The 16,148-nt window shown below is 62.8% G+C and carries 16 protein-coding genes; 6 read left to right on the top strand and 10 right to left on the bottom strand.

Annotated features, from left to right (window positions below):
- Positions 1 to 2: 2 nt before the first annotated feature.
- Complete coding sequence (locus AC0L3I_RS03435) at positions 3 to 2,123, bottom strand: xanthine dehydrogenase family protein molybdopterin-binding subunit (protein WP_473526001.1); 2,121 nt, start codon at positions 2,121 to 2,123, stop codon at positions 3 to 5.
- Positions 2,124 to 2,350: 227 nt separating this feature from the next.
- On the opposite strand from AC0L3I_RS03435, the gene AC0L3I_RS03430 reads away from it, so the two are divergent.
- Positions 2,351 to 3,343 carry a LysR family transcriptional regulator gene (locus AC0L3I_RS03430; RefSeq protein WP_473525971.1) on the top strand — a complete coding sequence of 331 codons (993 nt, stop codon included), beginning with the start codon at positions 2,351 to 2,353 and terminating at the stop codon, positions 3,341 to 3,343.
- A 68-nt stretch (positions 3,344 to 3,411) separates the two neighbouring features.
- Here the strand turns inward: AC0L3I_RS03430 and AC0L3I_RS03425 are convergent, their stop codons facing one another.
- The 5 genes from AC0L3I_RS03425 to AC0L3I_RS03405 all read right to left on the bottom strand — a co-directional run bounded on the left by AC0L3I_RS03425 (position 3,412) and on the right by AC0L3I_RS03405 (position 8,795).
- The gene (locus AC0L3I_RS03425) at positions 3,412 to 4,593 is read right to left on the bottom strand and encodes a cystathionine gamma-synthase (RefSeq protein ID WP_473525970.1); all 1,182 of its coding nucleotides are present in this window, start codon (positions 4,591 to 4,593) and stop codon (positions 3,412 to 3,414) included.
- The gene (locus tag AC0L3I_RS03420) at positions 4,590 to 6,062 is read right to left on the bottom strand and encodes a pyridoxal-phosphate dependent enzyme (protein ID WP_473525969.1); all 1,473 of its coding nucleotides are present in this window, start codon (positions 6,060 to 6,062) and stop codon (positions 4,590 to 4,592) included. The genes AC0L3I_RS03425 and AC0L3I_RS03420 overlap by 4 nt, the downstream gene beginning before the upstream one ends.
- Positions 6,063 to 6,274: 212 nt before the next feature.
- On the bottom strand, positions 6,275 to 7,624 hold the full coding sequence (locus AC0L3I_RS03415; RefSeq protein WP_473525968.1) for an FAD/NAD(P)-binding protein: 1,350 nt from the start codon (positions 7,622 to 7,624) through the stop codon (positions 6,275 to 6,277).
- 37 nt (positions 7,625 to 7,661) lie between these two features.
- Positions 7,662 to 8,114, bottom strand: a complete 453-nt coding sequence (locus AC0L3I_RS03410; RefSeq protein ID WP_258121253.1) for an RrF2 family transcriptional regulator — start codon at positions 8,112 to 8,114, stop codon at positions 7,662 to 7,664.
- 495 nt (positions 8,115 to 8,609) lie between these two features.
- Positions 8,610 to 8,795 (bottom strand): hypothetical protein, encoded by a 186-nt coding sequence (locus tag AC0L3I_RS03405; protein WP_473485791.1) that lies wholly within the window; start codon positions 8,793 to 8,795, stop codon positions 8,610 to 8,612.
- Positions 8,796 to 9,077: 282 nt separating this feature from the next.
- Here AC0L3I_RS03405 and AC0L3I_RS03400 point away from each other — a divergent pair, with 282 nt between their 5' ends.
- The 3 genes from AC0L3I_RS03400 (at position 9,078) to AC0L3I_RS03390 (ending at position 11,736) form a co-directional block, all read left to right on the top strand.
- Complete coding sequence (locus tag AC0L3I_RS03400; RefSeq protein ID WP_292188038.1) at positions 9,078 to 9,437, top strand: septal ring lytic transglycosylase RlpA family protein; 360 nt, start codon at positions 9,078 to 9,080, stop codon at positions 9,435 to 9,437.
- A gap of 233 nt (positions 9,438 to 9,670) precedes the next feature.
- Positions 9,671 to 10,948 carry a polyhydroxyalkanoate depolymerase gene (locus AC0L3I_RS03395; RefSeq protein WP_473485793.1) on the top strand — a complete coding sequence of 426 codons (1,278 nt, stop codon included), beginning with the start codon at positions 9,671 to 9,673 and terminating at the stop codon, positions 10,946 to 10,948.
- Between the two features lie 170 nt (positions 10,949 to 11,118).
- Positions 11,119 to 11,736, top strand: a complete 618-nt coding sequence (locus tag AC0L3I_RS03390) for a transglutaminase-like cysteine peptidase (protein ID WP_473485794.1) — start codon at positions 11,119 to 11,121, stop codon at positions 11,734 to 11,736.
- Positions 11,737 to 11,743: 7 nt separating this feature from the next.
- Here AC0L3I_RS03390 and AC0L3I_RS03385 read toward each other — a convergent pair whose 3' ends face one another.
- Genes AC0L3I_RS03385 through AC0L3I_RS03370 form a run of 4 tightly spaced genes read right to left on the bottom strand, consistent with a single transcriptional unit; the run spans position 11,744 to position 14,530 of the window.
- Positions 11,744 to 12,112, bottom strand: coding sequence for a helix-turn-helix domain-containing protein (locus AC0L3I_RS03385; protein WP_123148708.1), 369 nt, complete (start codon positions 12,110 to 12,112; stop codon positions 11,744 to 11,746).
- Between the two features lie 25 nt (positions 12,113 to 12,137).
- Positions 12,138 to 12,671, bottom strand: coding sequence for a Smr/MutS family protein (locus AC0L3I_RS03380; RefSeq protein ID WP_123148709.1), 534 nt, complete (start codon positions 12,669 to 12,671; stop codon positions 12,138 to 12,140).
- Positions 12,668 to 13,804 (bottom strand): murein transglycosylase A, encoded by a 1,137-nt coding sequence (mltA, locus tag AC0L3I_RS03375; protein WP_473485795.1) that lies wholly within the window; start codon positions 13,802 to 13,804, stop codon positions 12,668 to 12,670. The genes AC0L3I_RS03380 and mltA overlap by 4 nt, the downstream gene beginning before the upstream one ends.
- A gap of 24 nt (positions 13,805 to 13,828) precedes the next feature.
- Positions 13,829 to 14,530 carry a Tim44/TimA family putative adaptor protein gene (locus AC0L3I_RS03370; RefSeq protein ID WP_473525967.1) on the bottom strand — a complete coding sequence of 234 codons (702 nt, stop codon included), beginning with the start codon at positions 14,528 to 14,530 and terminating at the stop codon, positions 13,829 to 13,831.
- 199 nt (positions 14,531 to 14,729) lie between these two features.
- On the opposite strand from AC0L3I_RS03370, the gene AC0L3I_RS03365 reads away from it, so the two are divergent.
- Both AC0L3I_RS03365 and secB read left to right on the top strand, forming a co-directional pair.
- Positions 14,730 to 15,224: an FxsA family protein gene (locus AC0L3I_RS03365; RefSeq protein ID WP_473525966.1), complete on the top strand. Its 495-nt coding sequence runs from the start codon at positions 14,730 to 14,732 to the stop codon at positions 15,222 to 15,224.
- 115 nt (positions 15,225 to 15,339) lie between these two features.
- On the top strand, positions 15,340 to 15,840 hold the full coding sequence (secB, locus tag AC0L3I_RS03360) for a protein-export chaperone SecB (protein ID WP_123148712.1): 501 nt from the start codon (positions 15,340 to 15,342) through the stop codon (positions 15,838 to 15,840).
- Positions 15,841 to 16,148 lie beyond the last annotated feature (308 nt).

The following is a 16,148-nucleotide window of genomic DNA, read 5'->3' as shown; positions in this document are numbered from 1 at the left end:
CGTCAGACCAACTGATAGCCGCTGCGCGAAATCGGCAGGGTCCGGATGCGCTCGCCAGTCGCGGCGAACACGGCATTGCCGAAAGCGGCCTGCGTCGGCACCGGACCAATCTCGCCGACGCCGGTCGGCTTGCCGCCGCTCTCGACGAATTGTGTCGTGATGACAGGGGTTTCCGACAGGTGCAGCGGATCGAATTGGTCGAAGTTCGTCTGCTCGATCTCACCGTCCGCGAAGGTGACTTCCGTGCGCAGTCCGGAAAGGCCCCAGACCACGCCGCCTTCGATGTTGGACGTGGCAATGCCCGGGTCGAGCGTCTGGCCGACATCGACGGCGCTCCAGACATGGTGACACTTGATGTCCCTGTCCTTGACGGAGATTTCGACGACTTGCGCGATATAGCCGCCGAACGCATTGGCGAGCGCCAGGCCGCGGAACCGTCCGGCCGGCAGAGCATTCGACCAGCCGCACAATGTGCCGACAGCTTTCAGCACCGCGACCGCACGAGGGTCGGAAGCGGCAAGCTTCAGCCGATAGGAAAGCGGGTCGTCCTTGGCGCGGTGCGCCAATTCGTCGACAACACTTTCCAGGACAAAGTTGTTCGGCCCGTGGCCGGTTGTGCGCCAAACGGAAACGGCAATCGGCGTGTCGACGCGATGCTGCTCGACGGCGTAGTTTTGAATGGCATAAGGCGTCTTTGTCAGACCTTCGACCGCCATGCTGTCATAGGCTGCCGGCGGCATGATCGGCCGCGCCCAGTCGCCCTCTGCCTTGATGGCGCCGCGCGGGAAAATGTAGAGCATGTGGGAAGGCGAGACGACACGATGCGTCATGGCCACCGGCAGGCCGTCATTGCCGAGAGACGCCTTCACCGCATGAAGCATTGGCGGGCGGTAGGCGTCGTAGCGAAAATCTTCTTCCCGGCTCCAGATGACCTTGACAGGGCGGCCAGCGGCCTTTGCAACGATGATAGCGATCTTGGCGAAATCCGCGAGCAGCCGCCGGCCGAAGCCGCCACCGAGCAACGTCCTATGGATAATGATCTGGTCGTCCGCGAGGCCCGTCACCTGCCTGGCGACGGCATGGGTGATCTCGACGCCCTGTGTCGGAATCCATAACTCGCACCGGTCCTGCGTCACATGGGCCGTGCAGTTCATCGGCTCCATTGTCGCATGCGCCTGGGCGGGAATTTCGAATGTGACCTCCAGCACGTCGTTCGCAGCCGCAAGAGCGGCAGAGGTATCACCCGCTTTGACCATTGTGTCGAACGGGGCGGATTTCAGCAGCGCGACATATTCGGCCTTCTGGCCATCGGTTGAATATCCGGCGAGCGGACCAGGCGTGAATGAAAGATTGGCCCGATCGAGAGCCTGCTTCGCCGTCCAGTAGTCATTGGCAACGACGGCGAGGCCGGATGGAATTTCGACGACGGCAAGCACGCCACGTTCGGCCTTGATCGCCGCTGCATCGAATGCCGCGAGCGATCCTCCTTGCGAAGGGGCCCGGCGGATGGCGGCCACCACCATGCCAGGCACTTTCACATCGATGCCGAAGATGGCTGATCCATCGACCTTCGGGGGTATGTCGACGCGCGGCTGCGGCTTGCCGATCAGGTCCGAGCTGCTTGCCGGCTTGATCTGGGGATCTTTCGGGACCTCAAGCCTCGCCGCGTCCGCAGCAACCGAGCCAAAGGTCAGCATCCGGCCTGTCGGATCATGGTGGATGCGGCCCTTGTCGACGCGAAGACTGGCGGCCGCAACATCCAGACGCCCCGCGGCTGCCTCGACGAGCATCTCGCGCGCGGCAGCGCCGACGGTCCGCATGATCGGGAAGAAGGTCGAGATCGATTCACTGTTGCCGGTGAACATCCACTGATATTGCGGATGCCGGTATGCGGGATCGAAATCGGACCATTCCAGCCTGACCCGCGACCAGTCGGCGCCGAGCTCGTCCGCGAGCGCCAGGGGAAGGGTGGTTTGGATGCCCTGTCCCATTTCCGACTGGGACAGCACTATCGTCACTTGATCGTCCGGATCGATGCGCAGCCAGGCATTCACGAATTTGTCCGGGGATGCGGCCTGCGCTTTCACGGTCAAGTTCGCCGATAAGACTAGCGCGCCGGCCATGCCCAGGAACTGCCTTCGATCCAGTGATCCGGGCTTTGTCGCAACTGGGGTGCGCATCATGTTCAGCAATTCCCTTCCAAGCTCCACAGGCCATGGCAGTACCGGCGTCTAGCCATCGATCATAGGATTTGCCATTATTTGATCAACTGAAATCTCTAGATATGCGATATGAATGAAGTTGATATCGCTGAAACAGGTGATCGCGTGGCGAAGAGGAGATGCAGTTGATGCGCAAAGCCAATACCGATCAGCTGAAGCTGCGCCGGCTGGACTTCACCATGCTAGCAATCTTCCGCGATCTCGTACGGCTGCAGAAAACCACGCTTGTCGCGGCAGCGCTGGGCGTAAGTCAGTCCGCCGTCAGCCATGCGCTCGCGCGGCTGCGGGAGCTGTTCGACGATCCCCTATTCATCAGGCGTCCGAACGGGCTGGAGCCGACGCCTCGCGCCTCACAGCTTCTTCCGCAGATTGAAATCATTCTTCGGCTTGCCCACGCGGCGCTCGACGTTCCCACGCATTTCGAACCTGAAACATCATCGCGCACCTTCAGGCTCGCGGGCAACGACCTGGTCGGCGCCGTGATTGCCCCTCCGCTGATAGGGATGCTGCGCGCCGAAGCACCTGGATGCCGGGTCGCGTTTCAATTCGCTGTCGGAGCCGAAAGCCTGAACGCCCTGCGCACGAACGAAATGGAGATGGCGATTGGGCGCTTCTGGGATTTGCCGGATGAATTCCAGGCGATGCCGGTCTTCGAGGAGGACTTTGTCGTCGTGGTCAGGAAAGACCATCCCGTTGCGCACGGTCCGATATCGCTCGACCACTACCTGGCACTCGATCACGTGCTTGTCTCATTCAGAGGCGGCTTTCATGGCATGGTCGATCAGGCTTTGAAAAAGCGCCGGCTCCGGCGGCGGGTCGTCGCGAGCGTTCCAATGTTCATGACCGCCATGGGCGTTGTCGCGAATAGCGATCTCTCGTCAACGGTTCCGGCCAGACTCGCCGCCAAATACGCCAATCAATTCGGGCTTGCGGTGCTTGAACCGCCGCTCGCCGTCGATCCCTTCACGTTCACCCTCGTGCGGCATGTAAGATCGGCATCAGATATTGGCCTGGATTGGTTGTCGGAAAAGATAATCGAGTGCGCCGGCTTGCCGCGGACCGGCAGCACAATCAGGCAAGGCAAAGCGAATGGCGCCGACAGTGATAAACCCGATCAATGACAGGCGCCGGCGAAGTTCAGTTGCTTGAAATGCGGCGCAGGTCAACGGACTAACCGCATGAACGCCCCTCAGCTCGCCAGCGCCTGATCCAGATCCGCAATCAGATCGTCACCATCCTCGATCCCGGCCGACAACCGCACCAGCGAATCGGAAATCCCAATCTCGGCCCGCTTCCCGGCCGGGATCGAGCCGTGTGTCATCAGCGCCGGGTGCTCGATCAGGCTTTCGACGCCGCCGAGGCTTTCGGCCAGCGTGAACAGTTGCGTGTGTTCGAGGAAGCGTTTTGTGCCGGCGAGGTCGCGGTCGAGCTCGACCGTGATCATGCCGCCGAAGGCGTGCATCTGCCGCCTGGCGATGGCGTGCTGCGGGTGGCTGGGGAGACCGGGATAGATGACGCGGCGGATGTCGGGACGGCTTTCCAGCCAGTGCGCGATCTTCTGGCCGTTCGACGAATGGCGCTCCATCCTGAGCGCCAGCGTCTTGAGGCCGCGCAGCGCGAGAAAGCTGTCGAACGGCCCGGAAATGGCGCCAATCGCGTTCTGCAGGAATTTCAGCCGGTCGGCCAGATCCTTGTTGTCGCCGACCACGGCGACGCCGCCGACCATGTCGGAATGGCCGTTGAGGTATTTCGTCGTCGAATGGACTGATATGTCGATGCCGACCTCCAGCGGCCGCTGCAGATAGGGGCTGCAAAAGGTGTTGTCGGCAACCGAGAGCACGCCTTCGCGCCGGGCCAGCGCGGCGACCGCTTCGAGATCGACGACGCGCAGCAGCGGGTTGGTCGGCGTCTCGACCCAGAGCATTTTGGTTTCCGGGCGGATCGCCGCCTCGACCGCGGCCAGATCGGTGAAGTCGATGAAGTCGACCTGCAAATTGGCCGAGCGCTTGCGCACCCGCTCCAGCAGCCGGAAGGTGCCGCCATAGATGTCGTCGGTGGCAACGACATGGGCGCCGGAATCGAGCAGTTCGAAAATGGTGGCGATCGCCGCCAGCCCCGAAGCGAAGGCGAAGGCGGCTGCGCCGCTTTCGAGATCGGCCACCGCGCGCTCGAAGGCGAAGCGGGTCGGATTCTGGCTGCGGGCGTATTCAAAACCCTTGTGCACGCCCGGGCTCTGCTGGCCATAGGTCGAGGTCGCATAGATCGGCACCATCACCGCGCCCGTCGTCGGGTCGTGGCTCTGGCCGCCATGGATCGTGCGCGTCGAGAAGGCCAGACGGTTCCTGCCCGATAGGGTTTCTCTTACGGTCATCGGGCGCGCCTCAGATGGTTGATCAGGTCGATGCGGGTTATCAAGCCGATGAACTCGTCGCCGTCGAAGACGATGGCGACTTCGTTGCGGTCGAACACCGGCAGCAGCGCGTCCAGCGTCTGGCTGGCCTGCAGCGTGTGCAAATTGGAGGTCATCGCGGTGCGGACCGGGGCCTTAAAACGGTCCCAGCGGCTGTCATAGGGGCCTTCGACGTGGGCGAGGATATCGCTTTCGTCGACGATGCCGACCAGCTTGCCGTCGTCCAGCACCGGCAGTTGCGAGACATCCGAACGGCGCATGCGGCCATAGGCGTTGAGCAGGCTTTCGTCCGGGCCGACAGACACGATGTCGCCGGTGCGTAGCGTGCGCATCACCAGATCGCGCAGATCGCCATGCTGCTCCTGCTCGGCCAACCCTTGCTCGGCCAGCCAGAAGTCGTCGAATACTTTCGACAGGTACTTGTTGCCGCTGTCGCAGACGAAGGTGACGACCCGTTTCGGCACGGTCTGCTCGCGGCAATAGCGAAGCGCGGTCGAAAGCAGCGTACCGGACGACGAGCCGGCGAGGATGCCTTCCCGCGAAAGCAGGTCGCGCACGGCCAGCATGCTCTGCTTGTCGGTGATGGAGTAGGCCTTCTTGACCAGAGACAGATCGGCATTGGGCGGGACGAAATCCTCGCCGATACCTTCCACGGTCCAGCTTCCGGCCTCTATCATCTTGCCGGTCTTGATCAAGGGCGCCAGCACCGAGCCGACCGGATCGGCGAGAATCATCTCGGTCTTCGGCGAGACCTTTGCGAAATAGCGGCCAAGCCCGGTCAGCGTGCCGCCGGAGCCGACGCCGACGACCACGGCATCGACGTCGCCATCGAGCTGTTGAAAGATTTCCGGACCGGTCGTGGTTTCATGGGCGAGCGGATTGGCCGGGTTGGCGAACTGGTTGGCATAGAAGGCGCCGGGCAGCTCGGCGGCGATCTTTTCGGCCATGTCCTGGTAATATTCCGCATGGCCCTTGCCGACGTCGGAACGGGTCATGCGGACTTCGGCGCCGAGGGCGCGCAGATGCTGGATCTTTTCGCGCGACATCTTGTCGGGCACGACGAGAATGATGCGGTAGCCCTTGGGGATGCCGACCTGGGCGAGGCCAAGACCGGTGTTGCCGGCGGTCGCCTCGACGATGGTGCCGCCGCGCTTCAGCTTGCCCTGCTTTTCGGCGGCGGCAATCATCGACAGCGCGATGCGGTCCTTGATCGAGCCGCCGGGGTTCTGGCTTTCAAGCTTGATGAACAGCCGGCACTTGCCGATGTCGAATTTGGTCAGCTCGACGACCGGCGTCTGCCCGATCAGGTCAAGAACTGATGCATAGGGCGGACGCAGGCGGGACATTGCCCTGTCTGAGGATGGGGCCTCGTCCGAATGGGCACTGCCCGAGGGGGAACTGTCGGGTGCGGCGATCTTATGCTTGCTCATATCAGATGCTCCATGGTCAAGCGACCGCCTTGGGCAGGCTGTCAGCCTATCTTCTTTTCCAGCCGTTTGCAGTCTGAAAGAAGATAGATCGTGCCAATCCATTGGCCAGACGGGGAATGGGATTCCGGCTTTCGCTGCCGGTGGTCCCAACCCAAATGCCTTCTGCCTGCAACGATCCTTCCCACCCCCCTCCGGCATCAACAGGTTCTGCCTCACCCCAGCAACCGCTTGCCCAGCCGCGCGCACTGGACGCGAATATCCGGAATGGCGTCGATCTCGAAGAAGGTGCCGCGCGTCAGTGGCCCGACCGCGAGAATCTTGGCCGATACGGTGCCGTCGCTGGCGATGACCTCGCAATTGTCTGATACGTCGAGGCCAAGGCGCAGCGGGTCCGGCCGCGCCAGCCCGCGATCGACCAGCGATCGCACCACGCTGTTCGTGGTGGTAGAGATATCCCTGGCGATGCCGGTGCAGTCGTAGATGCGGGCGACTTCGAACGTCTCGATGTTTTGCGTGTGGCGCGACTGGACCTGCACGCTGAAATCGTCACCCGCGGTGATTCCGACGACGCGCCCGGCGACCAGCCGGATGCAGCCCGATTGAACCGCCTCGGTGACGCGGCCATAGACTTCCGGCGCCATGCGATGGCGGTGGATATCCCACCACGCCTTGGTGTGCTCGACGAAGCGGCGCTTGGCCGAAGACGGCCAGTTCTGCCAGATCTTCTGGTTGAACGGCCTGAGACCGTCGACGACGTCGCGCCAGTCGATGCCGGCCTTCTGGTTTTCCCGGATCAGATCGCGGAACCAGCCGACAAAGTAGGAAAGCTGGGTGCCGAGCGGAATGTCGGCGACGTCGAGCTTGATCGGATTGCCCTTGCGATGCGGCGAAGGCAGCAGGCCGCGCCGCGACACCGCCACGATCTCACCGCGATGGCCGCGCTGTTCGAGCGACAGGAAGGTATCGACCATGCTCAAGCCGGTGCCCAGCACCAGGACTCGGGCTTCGGGGTCCAGCGCGGTGTCGGCCTCTGATCCCATCCTGATCGCGTGGCCCTGGCCGGCGCCCGGCTCCTCGTCATGCCCGGTCGCCAGCACGGCAAGATGGGCGACGACGCTGGTGCCGTTGGCCAGCGTCACCTCGACCCCGGACGCAGTCGGCGAGATCGACAGGCTCTCCTCACGGATCAGCCGAAGACGCCCGGTCTCGCGAGCCTCGAGCTCGTCCAGCAGCTCCTTCAGATAGCGGGCATAGACGCTGCGCGGCGCATAGACCGGCGCCTGCTCTGGAGTTGCCAGGCCGCGTTCAAGCAGCCAGCGCCAGAAATTGCCGGGGTCGTCGGCATAGGCGCTCATGCCGGCCGCGCTGACATTCAGCACATGCGCCGACAGCAGCGTGGAATAGGCGATGCCCTGTCCGAAATGCGGACGCTTTTCGATAAGCGTGACGCGGAGATCGGGATTGGGCGACTTCAGGAGATGCGCGGCAAGGACGACGCCGCTGGCGCCGCCGCCGACAATAATGATCGAATTCGGGACGATCGAATTTGCGCGGCCGGTCATGCGCGCACCAATTGCCTTAGGAGCCGTCGGTTCCGGCTCAGGCCTGGATTTTCAACGCAGCCGAAAGGTCGTCGTCGCCGGCGATATCGCGCATCTCGGCGAGGCTGCGCTGATCCAGCACCTCGGCGATCGCTTGCCGGACCTCCAGCATCAGATGTCGGACTTGGCATGTCGCCTCGTTGCAGTCTTCACAGCGCTGATATCGGGTGCGGCTGGCGCAGGGGATGGGGGCCAGTGGCCCGTCGAGCACGCGCACCACATGGCCGATCTTGATTTCATCCGCCGGCCGCGCCAGGCGATAGCCGCCCTCCTTGCCCTTGCGGCTCTGGACGAAGCCGGCGTTGCGCAGCTCGACCAGGATGGCATCGAGAAATTTCTTCGGAATGTTGTTTCCGGTGGCGATATCGCCAACGAAGGCGAGCTGTCCAACCGGCAGCCGCGCGAGATGGACGAGCGCCTTGAGGCCGTACTTGCCCTTTTTCGTGAGCATAGACCGAACGTTTCTCTGTTGTGCGATGGCGCAGGGCCACCGGTTGTGAAACGCCTGGCGTGCGTCTCCACCGCGTCCAAGCTTACATGACACATAAATTCTAGTGACATGATATACAAGCCGAGCACCGTTGATTTTGTTTCGTTTTTAAGCCCGCTGCCGCCATTTTGACGGACGTTTTGCGCCATTGAGGGCATAGAGGCAGCTGGGCAGTCAGCGCGTCGGCGTTGAAGGCCGATGCACCGCCGGCGATCGATATGGAGGCTGCCGTCGCTCATCGTCCTCTCCAATTTCTGCAATGTCGATAAGACTACTATACTTAACCGCGAATACAGGGATCAGTTTTCAAATCCTCGGCCATCCGCAGCATGGATTTGCCTGAGGAGGATGCAAAGCGAGAAATGCTTGTTTGCAGCCGGTTGCCCGAAACGCGGTGAAGGGTACCCGGCCTGATCAGCGATCCATTTCAATGTGAATGTCAGGCCAGTATCAATGTCAGGGGCGCGAACGGTTCGCCCACACCAATCCGCCCAGCCCGACCAGCGCGGTGACGATGCCGATATAGAGCCATTGCGACTGGCCGGTCATGAAGCTGCCTCCGACCAGGCCGACGCCCTGCAGCGACCAGAGCGCGCCGATGGCGAGCACGATCAACGCCAGCAGATTTTTGATCAATCTCATCGTCGGAATTTCCTTCCCAAGTCGATCCTCAATTCAGCCATGACCGCCGCGGCAAAGCGAAAGGAAGCGACCCGATCGTATTCGCTTCTGCTTGTATATCGACGTCGGATATCGGGACGAAGACCATCGGGATACGCGGCAACGCCGAATAACCCTCTGACAAAGTGTTTCCCACCGACTCCAAACGTGTACTGTAGTCATGGAACCGCCAGATGACTGCCGCATTTCATGCCACATTCGATCCGTAACGGCCGGGTTGTCAAACGGAGCCATTTGCCGCAGATGAAGAAACCAAACCAGACCGCGCTTGTCGCGGTGACGATCGCGGCTGGCCTGATGGTCGGCGCATCCACCTCCCCTGCCGCCGCTCAATGCGGCCGCGCCTCCTGGTACGCACTGCACTCGAAGACCGCTTCCGGCGAGCGCATGAACCCGTCGGCACTGACCGCCGCGCACCGCACCTTGCCTTTTGGCACAAAGCTGAAGGTCACCAACCGCAACAATGGCCGCAGCGTCGTCGTGCGCATCAATGACCGCGGCCCGTTCATCAAGGGACGCGTGATCGACCTGTCGAAGGGCGCCGCCAGACGGCTCGGCTTCATCAGTTCGGGCCATACCGCTGTGTGCACCGACCGCGTGTGATGCCACGCGTCTGAGATTATGCTGTAGCGATTGCCCGTTGCCGGCCTTCGCATTCGCACAATAAGCCGGCTCCCGCCGTTCAAAGCCGGTTTTCAACAGCTTAAACGAAAGTATGAGCATAAATCACTTCACTTGACGTATTGCATCGCAGCAGTTTGTTGTTAACCTCCGCGCGAGAGATTCAAGGCTCGACGCTGCTGTCGTCCCTTCGGTCGCAGCAGCGGGGGTTCTCGATGTTCTACCAGTTCTACGAATTTAACCACGCCGCCGTGCAGCCGGCCCGGCTCTATGCCGATGCGGTGCGGATGTTCTACACCAATCCGCTCAATCCATTCACGCACACGTCGTGGGGCCGCTCGGTCGCGGCAACCGCCGAATTGTTCGAGCGCACGACGCGCCGCTACAGCAAGCCGCGATTCGGCCTGACCAAGACCGTGGTCGACTGGAAAAGCGTCGATGTCACCGAAAAGACCGTGTGGTCGCGGCCGTTCTGCAATCTCCTCCGATTCGAGCGGGCGGTTTCCGCCGGCCGCCGGCCTGATCCGAAGCTGCTGATCGTGGCGCCGATGTCGGGCCACTATGCAACGCTCCTGCGCGGCACGGTCGAGGCGATGCTGCCCCATGCCGACGTCCACATCACCGACTGGGTCGACGCCCGCATGGTACCGCTCAGCGAGGGCAGCTTCGACCTCGACGACTACATCGACTACATTGTCGACATGCTGCATGCGCTGGGGCCCGACACCCACGTCATGGCGGTGTGCCAGCCTTCGGTGCCGGTGCTGGCGGCGGTGGCACTGATGGAAACGCGCGGCGACCCGTTCGTTCCCTCGACAATGACGCTGATGGGCGGGCCGATCGACACCCGCCGCAATCCGACCGCGGTCAACCTTCTGGCCGAGGAGAAGGGCGTCGACTGGTTCCGCGACAACGTCATCATGCAGGCGCCGTGGCCGGTACCGGCCTTCGGCCGCGAGGTCTATCCCGGCTTCCTGCAGCTTTCGGGCTTCATGAGCATGAATCTCGACCGCCACATCATCGCCCACAAGGACTTCTTCATGCATCTGGTGAAGAATGATGGCGACAATGCCGAGAAGCACCGCGACTTCTACGACGAATATATGGCGGTGATGGATCTGACGGCGGAGTTCTACCTGCAGACGGTCGACACCGTGTTTGTCCGCCACGCCTTGCCCAAGGGCGAAATGACGCATCGCGGCGTGGCCATCGATCCCTCCGATATCCGTAATGTCGCCCTGTTCACGGTCGAGGGCGAGAACGACGACATTTCCGGCCTCGGCCAGACCCAGGCCGCGCACGACCTCTGCGTCAACATCCCGGCGGACAGGCACGCTCACTATATGCAGCCGGCGGTCGGCCATTACGGCGTCTTCAACGGCTCGCGCTTCCGCTCCGAAATCGTGCCGCGCATCATCGACTTCATCACCAGTTATGGCCGCCAGACCCGCGTTGCGGTGAAGCCGAAGCTGGTCCGCATCGCCAGCAAGTAAGGGAGCGGCCGGTGGAACGGCGGTCTCGTGTCCGCTCAGTCGATCTGTTGCACAATAGCCGCTGTTTCGGCCGCGCGGGTAACCATGTCGCAAAACTGGCCGTTGGTATAATTGACAGGGACTGTCAATCGCCCTTAACCTTTCGTTAACAACAAGGGACGAGGGGGACAATGATTTCCTCACCACTGGCGAGAACGCTACGCGTGTGCGCACTGTTTGGGCTGGCACTTGCGGCAGGCTGGTCGACGACGGCATCGGCGGCCGGACCAATGGCAACCGGCGGGCCGACATCGCAGCCGATCGGCCACTATGATTTCTGCAAAACCAGTCCGGCCGAATGCTCGATCCACCCGGGCCATCTCGCCCCCGCCACCATGACCGGTGCGCTCTGGCGCAAGATCCTCAGCGTCAATGCCAGGGTCAACACCGCCGTCAAGCCAATAAGCGACATCGACATCTATGGCAGGGACGAGGTCTGGGCCTATCCCGTCAAGGGCGTTGGCGACTGTGAGGACTATGTCCTGGAAAAGCGCCGCGAATTGAATCGCTTGGGCCTGTCCTACGCCAATCTTCTGATGACCGTCGTGCGCAAGCCGGACGGCGAGGGCCATGCCGTGCTGACGGTGCGCACAAGCAAGGGCGACTACATCCTCGACAATCTGGACGGAAAGGTCCGCTCATGGGACCGGACCGGCTACCGCTTCCTCAAGCGACAAGCGATCGACAATACCGGCCGCTGGGTCTCGATCCGTGATGGCCAGCCGGTTCTGGTCGGCGCGGTCCAGTAGCAGGCCGTCACTTTGGCTGCTTCAGCGCGGCGCGGATCGATGCGGTGATGCGGCGAAGCGCCGCTTCGTCGAGTTTTTCGATGTTTTCGGCCAAAACATTGGCAAGCTCGGTGGCGGCGGGGCTGAGGCCCGACGTGTCGAGCTTCACCCGTGGGTGCGAGGTCTCGGCCAGCCGTGCGAGTTCCTCGGCATCGTCCCATATGACGTTGAAATAGCCGATGATCTTCTGGATCAGCGTCCAGGTCGGCGCGCCGCGGCGACCATGCTCCAGCGCCGACAGATAGGCGGCGCTGACGCCGATCGCCTCGGCCATGGCCTTCTGACTGACGCCGCGTTCGCTTCGCAGGGCGCGAAGCTTTTCGCCGAACGGAGTCACAAGTGCATCCTCATGGGGTGCATTCTCATGTGCGTGCGCGCCGCAGGCGGACGTAGAGCGCGCCCGAGCCGCCATGGTTGCGGGCAGCATGGTCGTGGCTGGAGACGAGCGGCCTGAATGCGGGTGTCGACAGCCAGGCCGGCACGGCGCGCCGCAGGATGCCGTCGCCGCCCGACGAGGAGCCTTTGCCGGTGATGACCAGCACGTAGCGAATGCCGCCGGCGTGCGCCCGGTGCAGGAAGGAAAACAGCAGCGAATAGGCTTCGTCCTGGCTCAGGCCATGCAGGTCGACGCGGCCTTCGATCGGCAGCCGGCCCTTCGACAGCTTTTCCAGCGTCGGTTCGTCGAGTGCATGCGAAACATGCTGCGTCTTGGCTTTCGCCGCCGCAGCCGGAGCCATCGCCTGGACACGCGGCGGTGGCTTCGTGTCATCAGCGATGCCCGGGCCGATGTCCGGACTGTCGATGGCGGACTTGCCCTTCAGCGGCTTGGCGGTGCGCGCCACCAGGTTCCACAGGACCCGGTCGTCCTCGCTCAGCCTGTCGATGCGCCGGGTCATCGCCCCGCTCCCGGTACAAGCGGACGCGGTATCAGCGCGTAGAAATCGGCAGGATTGCGGATAACGCCGGCGATCTCGCCGGCCGCATGTCCTGTTCCGGCGAACAGGTCGCCACGGGCTGGCCCGATAATGGCAGAGCCGGTGTCCTGCGCGATCATCAGCCGCCGGAACGGCTTGTTGCCGAAAGCGGTCAGCGACGGCCCATCGATGTAGAACGGCGTCCCGAATGTATGCAGCAGACGGTCGACAGCGACGGAACGGCCCGGTGTCAGCGGCACTTTGGCGGCAGCGATCGGCCCGAGTTCCGGGTCGTCGACAGCCGCCTCGCTGACCGAAGTCTCGCGGAAAAAAATATAGGAGCGGTTGCGCCACAGGATCTCGTCGATGCGATCCGGATGCGCCTGGAACCAGGCGCGGACCGACTGCATGGTCACCGCTTCGAGCGGGATTTCGCCTGTCTCGCTCAGTATCTTGCCCGGTCCGGTAAAGCGCTGGCCGGATTTGGCGGCATAGGTGACGCGGCAAAGCCGGCCGTCGGTCATGGTGAGCCGCGCAGAACCTTGTACGTGGATGAAGAAGGCGTCGACCTTGTCGCCGAGCCAGGCGATTTCCAAACCCTTGCCAGCCAAACCCTTGCCAGCAAGCGCGCCGCGCTCGATCTCGCCGCGGTCGAAATACTCGACCGGTCCGTTCGGCGTGGCGCGGCCGAAGGCGAGATAGGGATCCATGCCGTGCGGCCGGTTGGCGTCGTCGATGTCGACGAGATCGGCCGGACGCGACAGCAGCGGCACCGCAAATCGTTCGGTTCGCACCGGCGAGGCGTCGACCACGGGTTCATAGAAGCCGGTGACGAGGCCGGCGCCGCCGCTTTCGGCTCCTATGTGCGCCGGGATGAAATGCCGCTCGAAGAAGGCGCGGGCTTCGCGCCGGTCGGTTGGCGACACGGTGCGGGCTGCAGCGTAGACTTCGGTGAAGGCATTGAAGTCGACGCCGAGCCCGCCGGAGCGATAGGGTTTCGTCATGACATGAAAAGCCGAGCGCCGGAAAGCGGCGAACGCAGCCAGATGGTCGTCCTCGTCCCAACCGGGCAGATCGTCAAAGGATTTTTCGCTGAACGCCTGAGAAAGCGACACGACAGACCCCGCCGTGGTCCGGGCTCAGTCTTCTTCTTCGGTGGCGACGAGCTTCCAGTTCGGGTCGCGCGAGCGCGTATCGCGGGCAAAGGTCCAGACATCCTTGACCTCGGCGACGGTTTCGGGATCGCCGTCGATGACGGCGCCGGCCTTGTCGCGCGTCGCCGAAATCAGTTCGCTGACGATGCGCAGCGTGATATGCGCCTCGCTGCCCTTCATCTCGGCGGAAACGATGTCGGCCTTGTCGATGCCGACGAAGGAGGACTGGATCTTTTCCGATTTCGCCTCGCGGTCGCCGATGGCCGCGACAAAGCCGTCATAGACCTCGCGCGACAACAGGTTCTTCAGCGTCTTGCGATCGCCATCGGCATAGGCCATGACGATCATCTCATAGGCCATCTTGGCGCCGTCGACGAAGGTCTTCGGGTCGAATGCCGGATCATTGTCCTTGATCGTGCGCAGGCCCTTGTTGAGATCGGTGTCAGGGTTGGCGAAGGCGTCGATCGCCGCATAGGCGTCGATTGCCGGCTCTCCCGGCGCTCGCTTGCGCGGCAGCGAGACCACATTCTCCGGCTTCTGGGCGTCCTCGCGCGTCCGCCCCGCCGTATAGGGATCGAAGGGCGGGCGCTCGCTGCCGGTGCGGCGGCCGAGCACATTGCGCAGCTGGAAAAAGATCACAACCGCCGCAACCAGAAAGAAAATCGTGCCGAAGTCGAAGAATCCCATATCTTCCGCCAATCAATCCCTACTCCGGCCGGACCGCCCGGCCAGGCAATGGCTGCGGTCGCATAGCGTTCAACATCCAAAGCATATAGAACGCAAGCTGCAATCATTCAAATTAAAGGCAGCCATACCTATCTAAAAGGTTCAGTGCCAGCGGCGATTGCCCGCCGGCCGGCAAAACATCGAAACGATCGGTCAAGATTTGCGCATTTCGCTGCTTCCCCTGTTCATCCTCGCGCTTCCGCTGCTGGAGATCGCCGGTTTCGTCGTTGTCGGCCGCCAGGTCGGCGCCCTGGCGACGGTCGGCCTGGTGCTGGCTTCGAGCATCGCCGGCGCGCTGTTGTTGCGATACCAGGGGTTCGGCGTCATGACCCGGGTCCGTGCCGAAATGGACGCCGGACGTGATCCAAGCCGTCAGCTCGCGCATGGCGCCATGATCGTGCTGGCGGCGATCCTGCTCATCATTCCCGGCTTCATCACCGACATTTTAGGCATTCTGCTGCTGCTGCCGCCGGTCCGCGACCTCGCCTGGCGCCGGCTGAAAGGCCGCATCGTGCTGGCCACCAGTTTCGGCACCGGCGGATTCGGGGCCCGGCAACGCGACAAGACCATCGACCTCGACGACAGCGACTATTCGCGCGGCGACGAGCGCGGCCCGGATCACAATTCCCCCTGGCGCCGCCTCAAGGATGAGTAGGTCGCCTTTAAGGACGAGCAGGTCGCCAAACCTTGTCTTGTCATGCCGACCATGGTAGCGAACGCCCGATTTCAATCCGGTCAGCAACGCTGCCGAGGCAAAAGGACAAAGGCTTATGGCCAGCAAAGACGACGCGCCGACCGGCGCGGCCAGTGGCAACGGCGACGCGACGCAGCCTTCGCTCAACGTGCTTGCCCAATATGTGAAAGACCTTTCGTTCGAAAGCCCCGGCGCGCCGAACTCGCTGCGCGGCCGCGACAAGGCCCCCGGCATCGCCATCAACGTCAATGTCAACGCCAACCCGCTTTCGGACAAGCAGTTCGACGTCAATCTGACGCTGAACGCCAAGGCGTCCTTCGATAAGGAAGTGCTGTTCAACGTCGAGCTGGTCTATGGCGGCGTGTTCGCCATCAGCGGCTTCCCGCAGGAGCACATGCTGCCGCTGCTGTTCATCGAATGCCCGCGGCTGCTGTTCCCGTTCGCCAGGCAGATCATCGCCGAGGCCACCCGCAATGGCGGCTTCCCGCCGCTGATGCTCGACCCAATCGATTTCGCGCAGATGTTCCAGCAGAAGCTGGCCGAGGACCAGGCCGCCGGCAAGGCCAAGGCGAGCTGAGGCGATTGCTCGGTGACGTTTGAAAAACCCGGCCTCGCGCCGGGTTTTTTCTTTGGGACGCCGGAGGGACAGCGCCCGGACAGCGCCCCCTCTGTCCTGCCGGACATCTCCCCCACAAGGGGGGAGATCGGACTTCACACCGGCTTTCGCCAATCGCCAACCTTGCCGGAGTGAGCGGAGCGCCGAAACTGCCAATCTCCCCCCTCGTGGGGGAGATGTCCGGCAGGACAGAGGGGGGCGCGAAGGATCGCTACGGGTCGGCTGATCCTGAACGCTGCATTCTTCGGCTGAGGTAACGGCATGGATCC

The organism is Mesorhizobium sp. WSM4840, from assembly GCF_055811755.1.
The sequence above is the reverse complement of the archived record's forward strand: the minus strand, read 5'-3'. Positions and strand labels throughout refer to the sequence as shown.

Bases quoted from the DNA above. Each gene is read 5' to 3' on its own strand.
- AC0L3I_RS03430 (WP_473525971.1), top strand. From the start codon at position 2,351: ATGCGCAAAGCCAATACCGATCAGCTGAAGCTGCGCCGGCTGGACTTC.
- AC0L3I_RS03405 (WP_473485791.1), bottom strand. From the start codon at position 8,795: ATGAGATTGATCAAAAATCTGCTGGCGTTGATCGTGCTCGCCATCGGC.
- AC0L3I_RS03410 (WP_258121253.1), bottom strand. From the start codon at position 8,114: ATGCTCACGAAAAAGGGCAAGTACGGCCTCAAGGCGCTCGTCCATCTC.
- AC0L3I_RS03380 (WP_123148709.1), bottom strand. From the start codon at position 12,671: ATGACCCGGCGCATCGACAGGCTGAGCGAGGACGACCGGGTCCTGTGG.
- AC0L3I_RS03425 (WP_473525970.1), bottom strand. From the start codon at position 4,593: ATGACCGTAAGAGAAACCCTATCGGGCAGGAACCGTCTGGCCTTCTCG.
- AC0L3I_RS03435 (WP_473526001.1), bottom strand. From the start codon at position 2,123: ATGGCCGGCGCGCTAGTCTTATCGGCGAACTTGACCGTGAAAGCGCAG.
- AC0L3I_RS03370 (WP_473525967.1), bottom strand. From the start codon at position 14,530: ATGGGATTCTTCGACTTCGGCACGATTTTCTTTCTGGTTGCGGCGGTT.
- AC0L3I_RS03390 (WP_473485794.1), top strand. From the start codon at position 11,119: ATGATTTCCTCACCACTGGCGAGAACGCTACGCGTGTGCGCACTGTTT.
- secB (WP_123148712.1), top strand. From the start codon at position 15,340: ATGGCCAGCAAAGACGACGCGCCGACCGGCGCGGCCAGTGGCAACGGC.
- AC0L3I_RS03415 (WP_473525968.1), bottom strand. From the start codon at position 7,624: ATGACCGGCCGCGCAAATTCGATCGTCCCGAATTCGATCATTATTGTC.
- AC0L3I_RS03420 (WP_473525969.1), bottom strand. From the start codon at position 6,062: ATGAGCAAGCATAAGATCGCCGCACCCGACAGTTCCCCCTCGGGCAGT.
- AC0L3I_RS03400 (WP_292188038.1), top strand. From the start codon at position 9,078: ATGAAGAAACCAAACCAGACCGCGCTTGTCGCGGTGACGATCGCGGCT.
- AC0L3I_RS03395 (WP_473485793.1), top strand. From the start codon at position 9,671: ATGTTCTACCAGTTCTACGAATTTAACCACGCCGCCGTGCAGCCGGCC.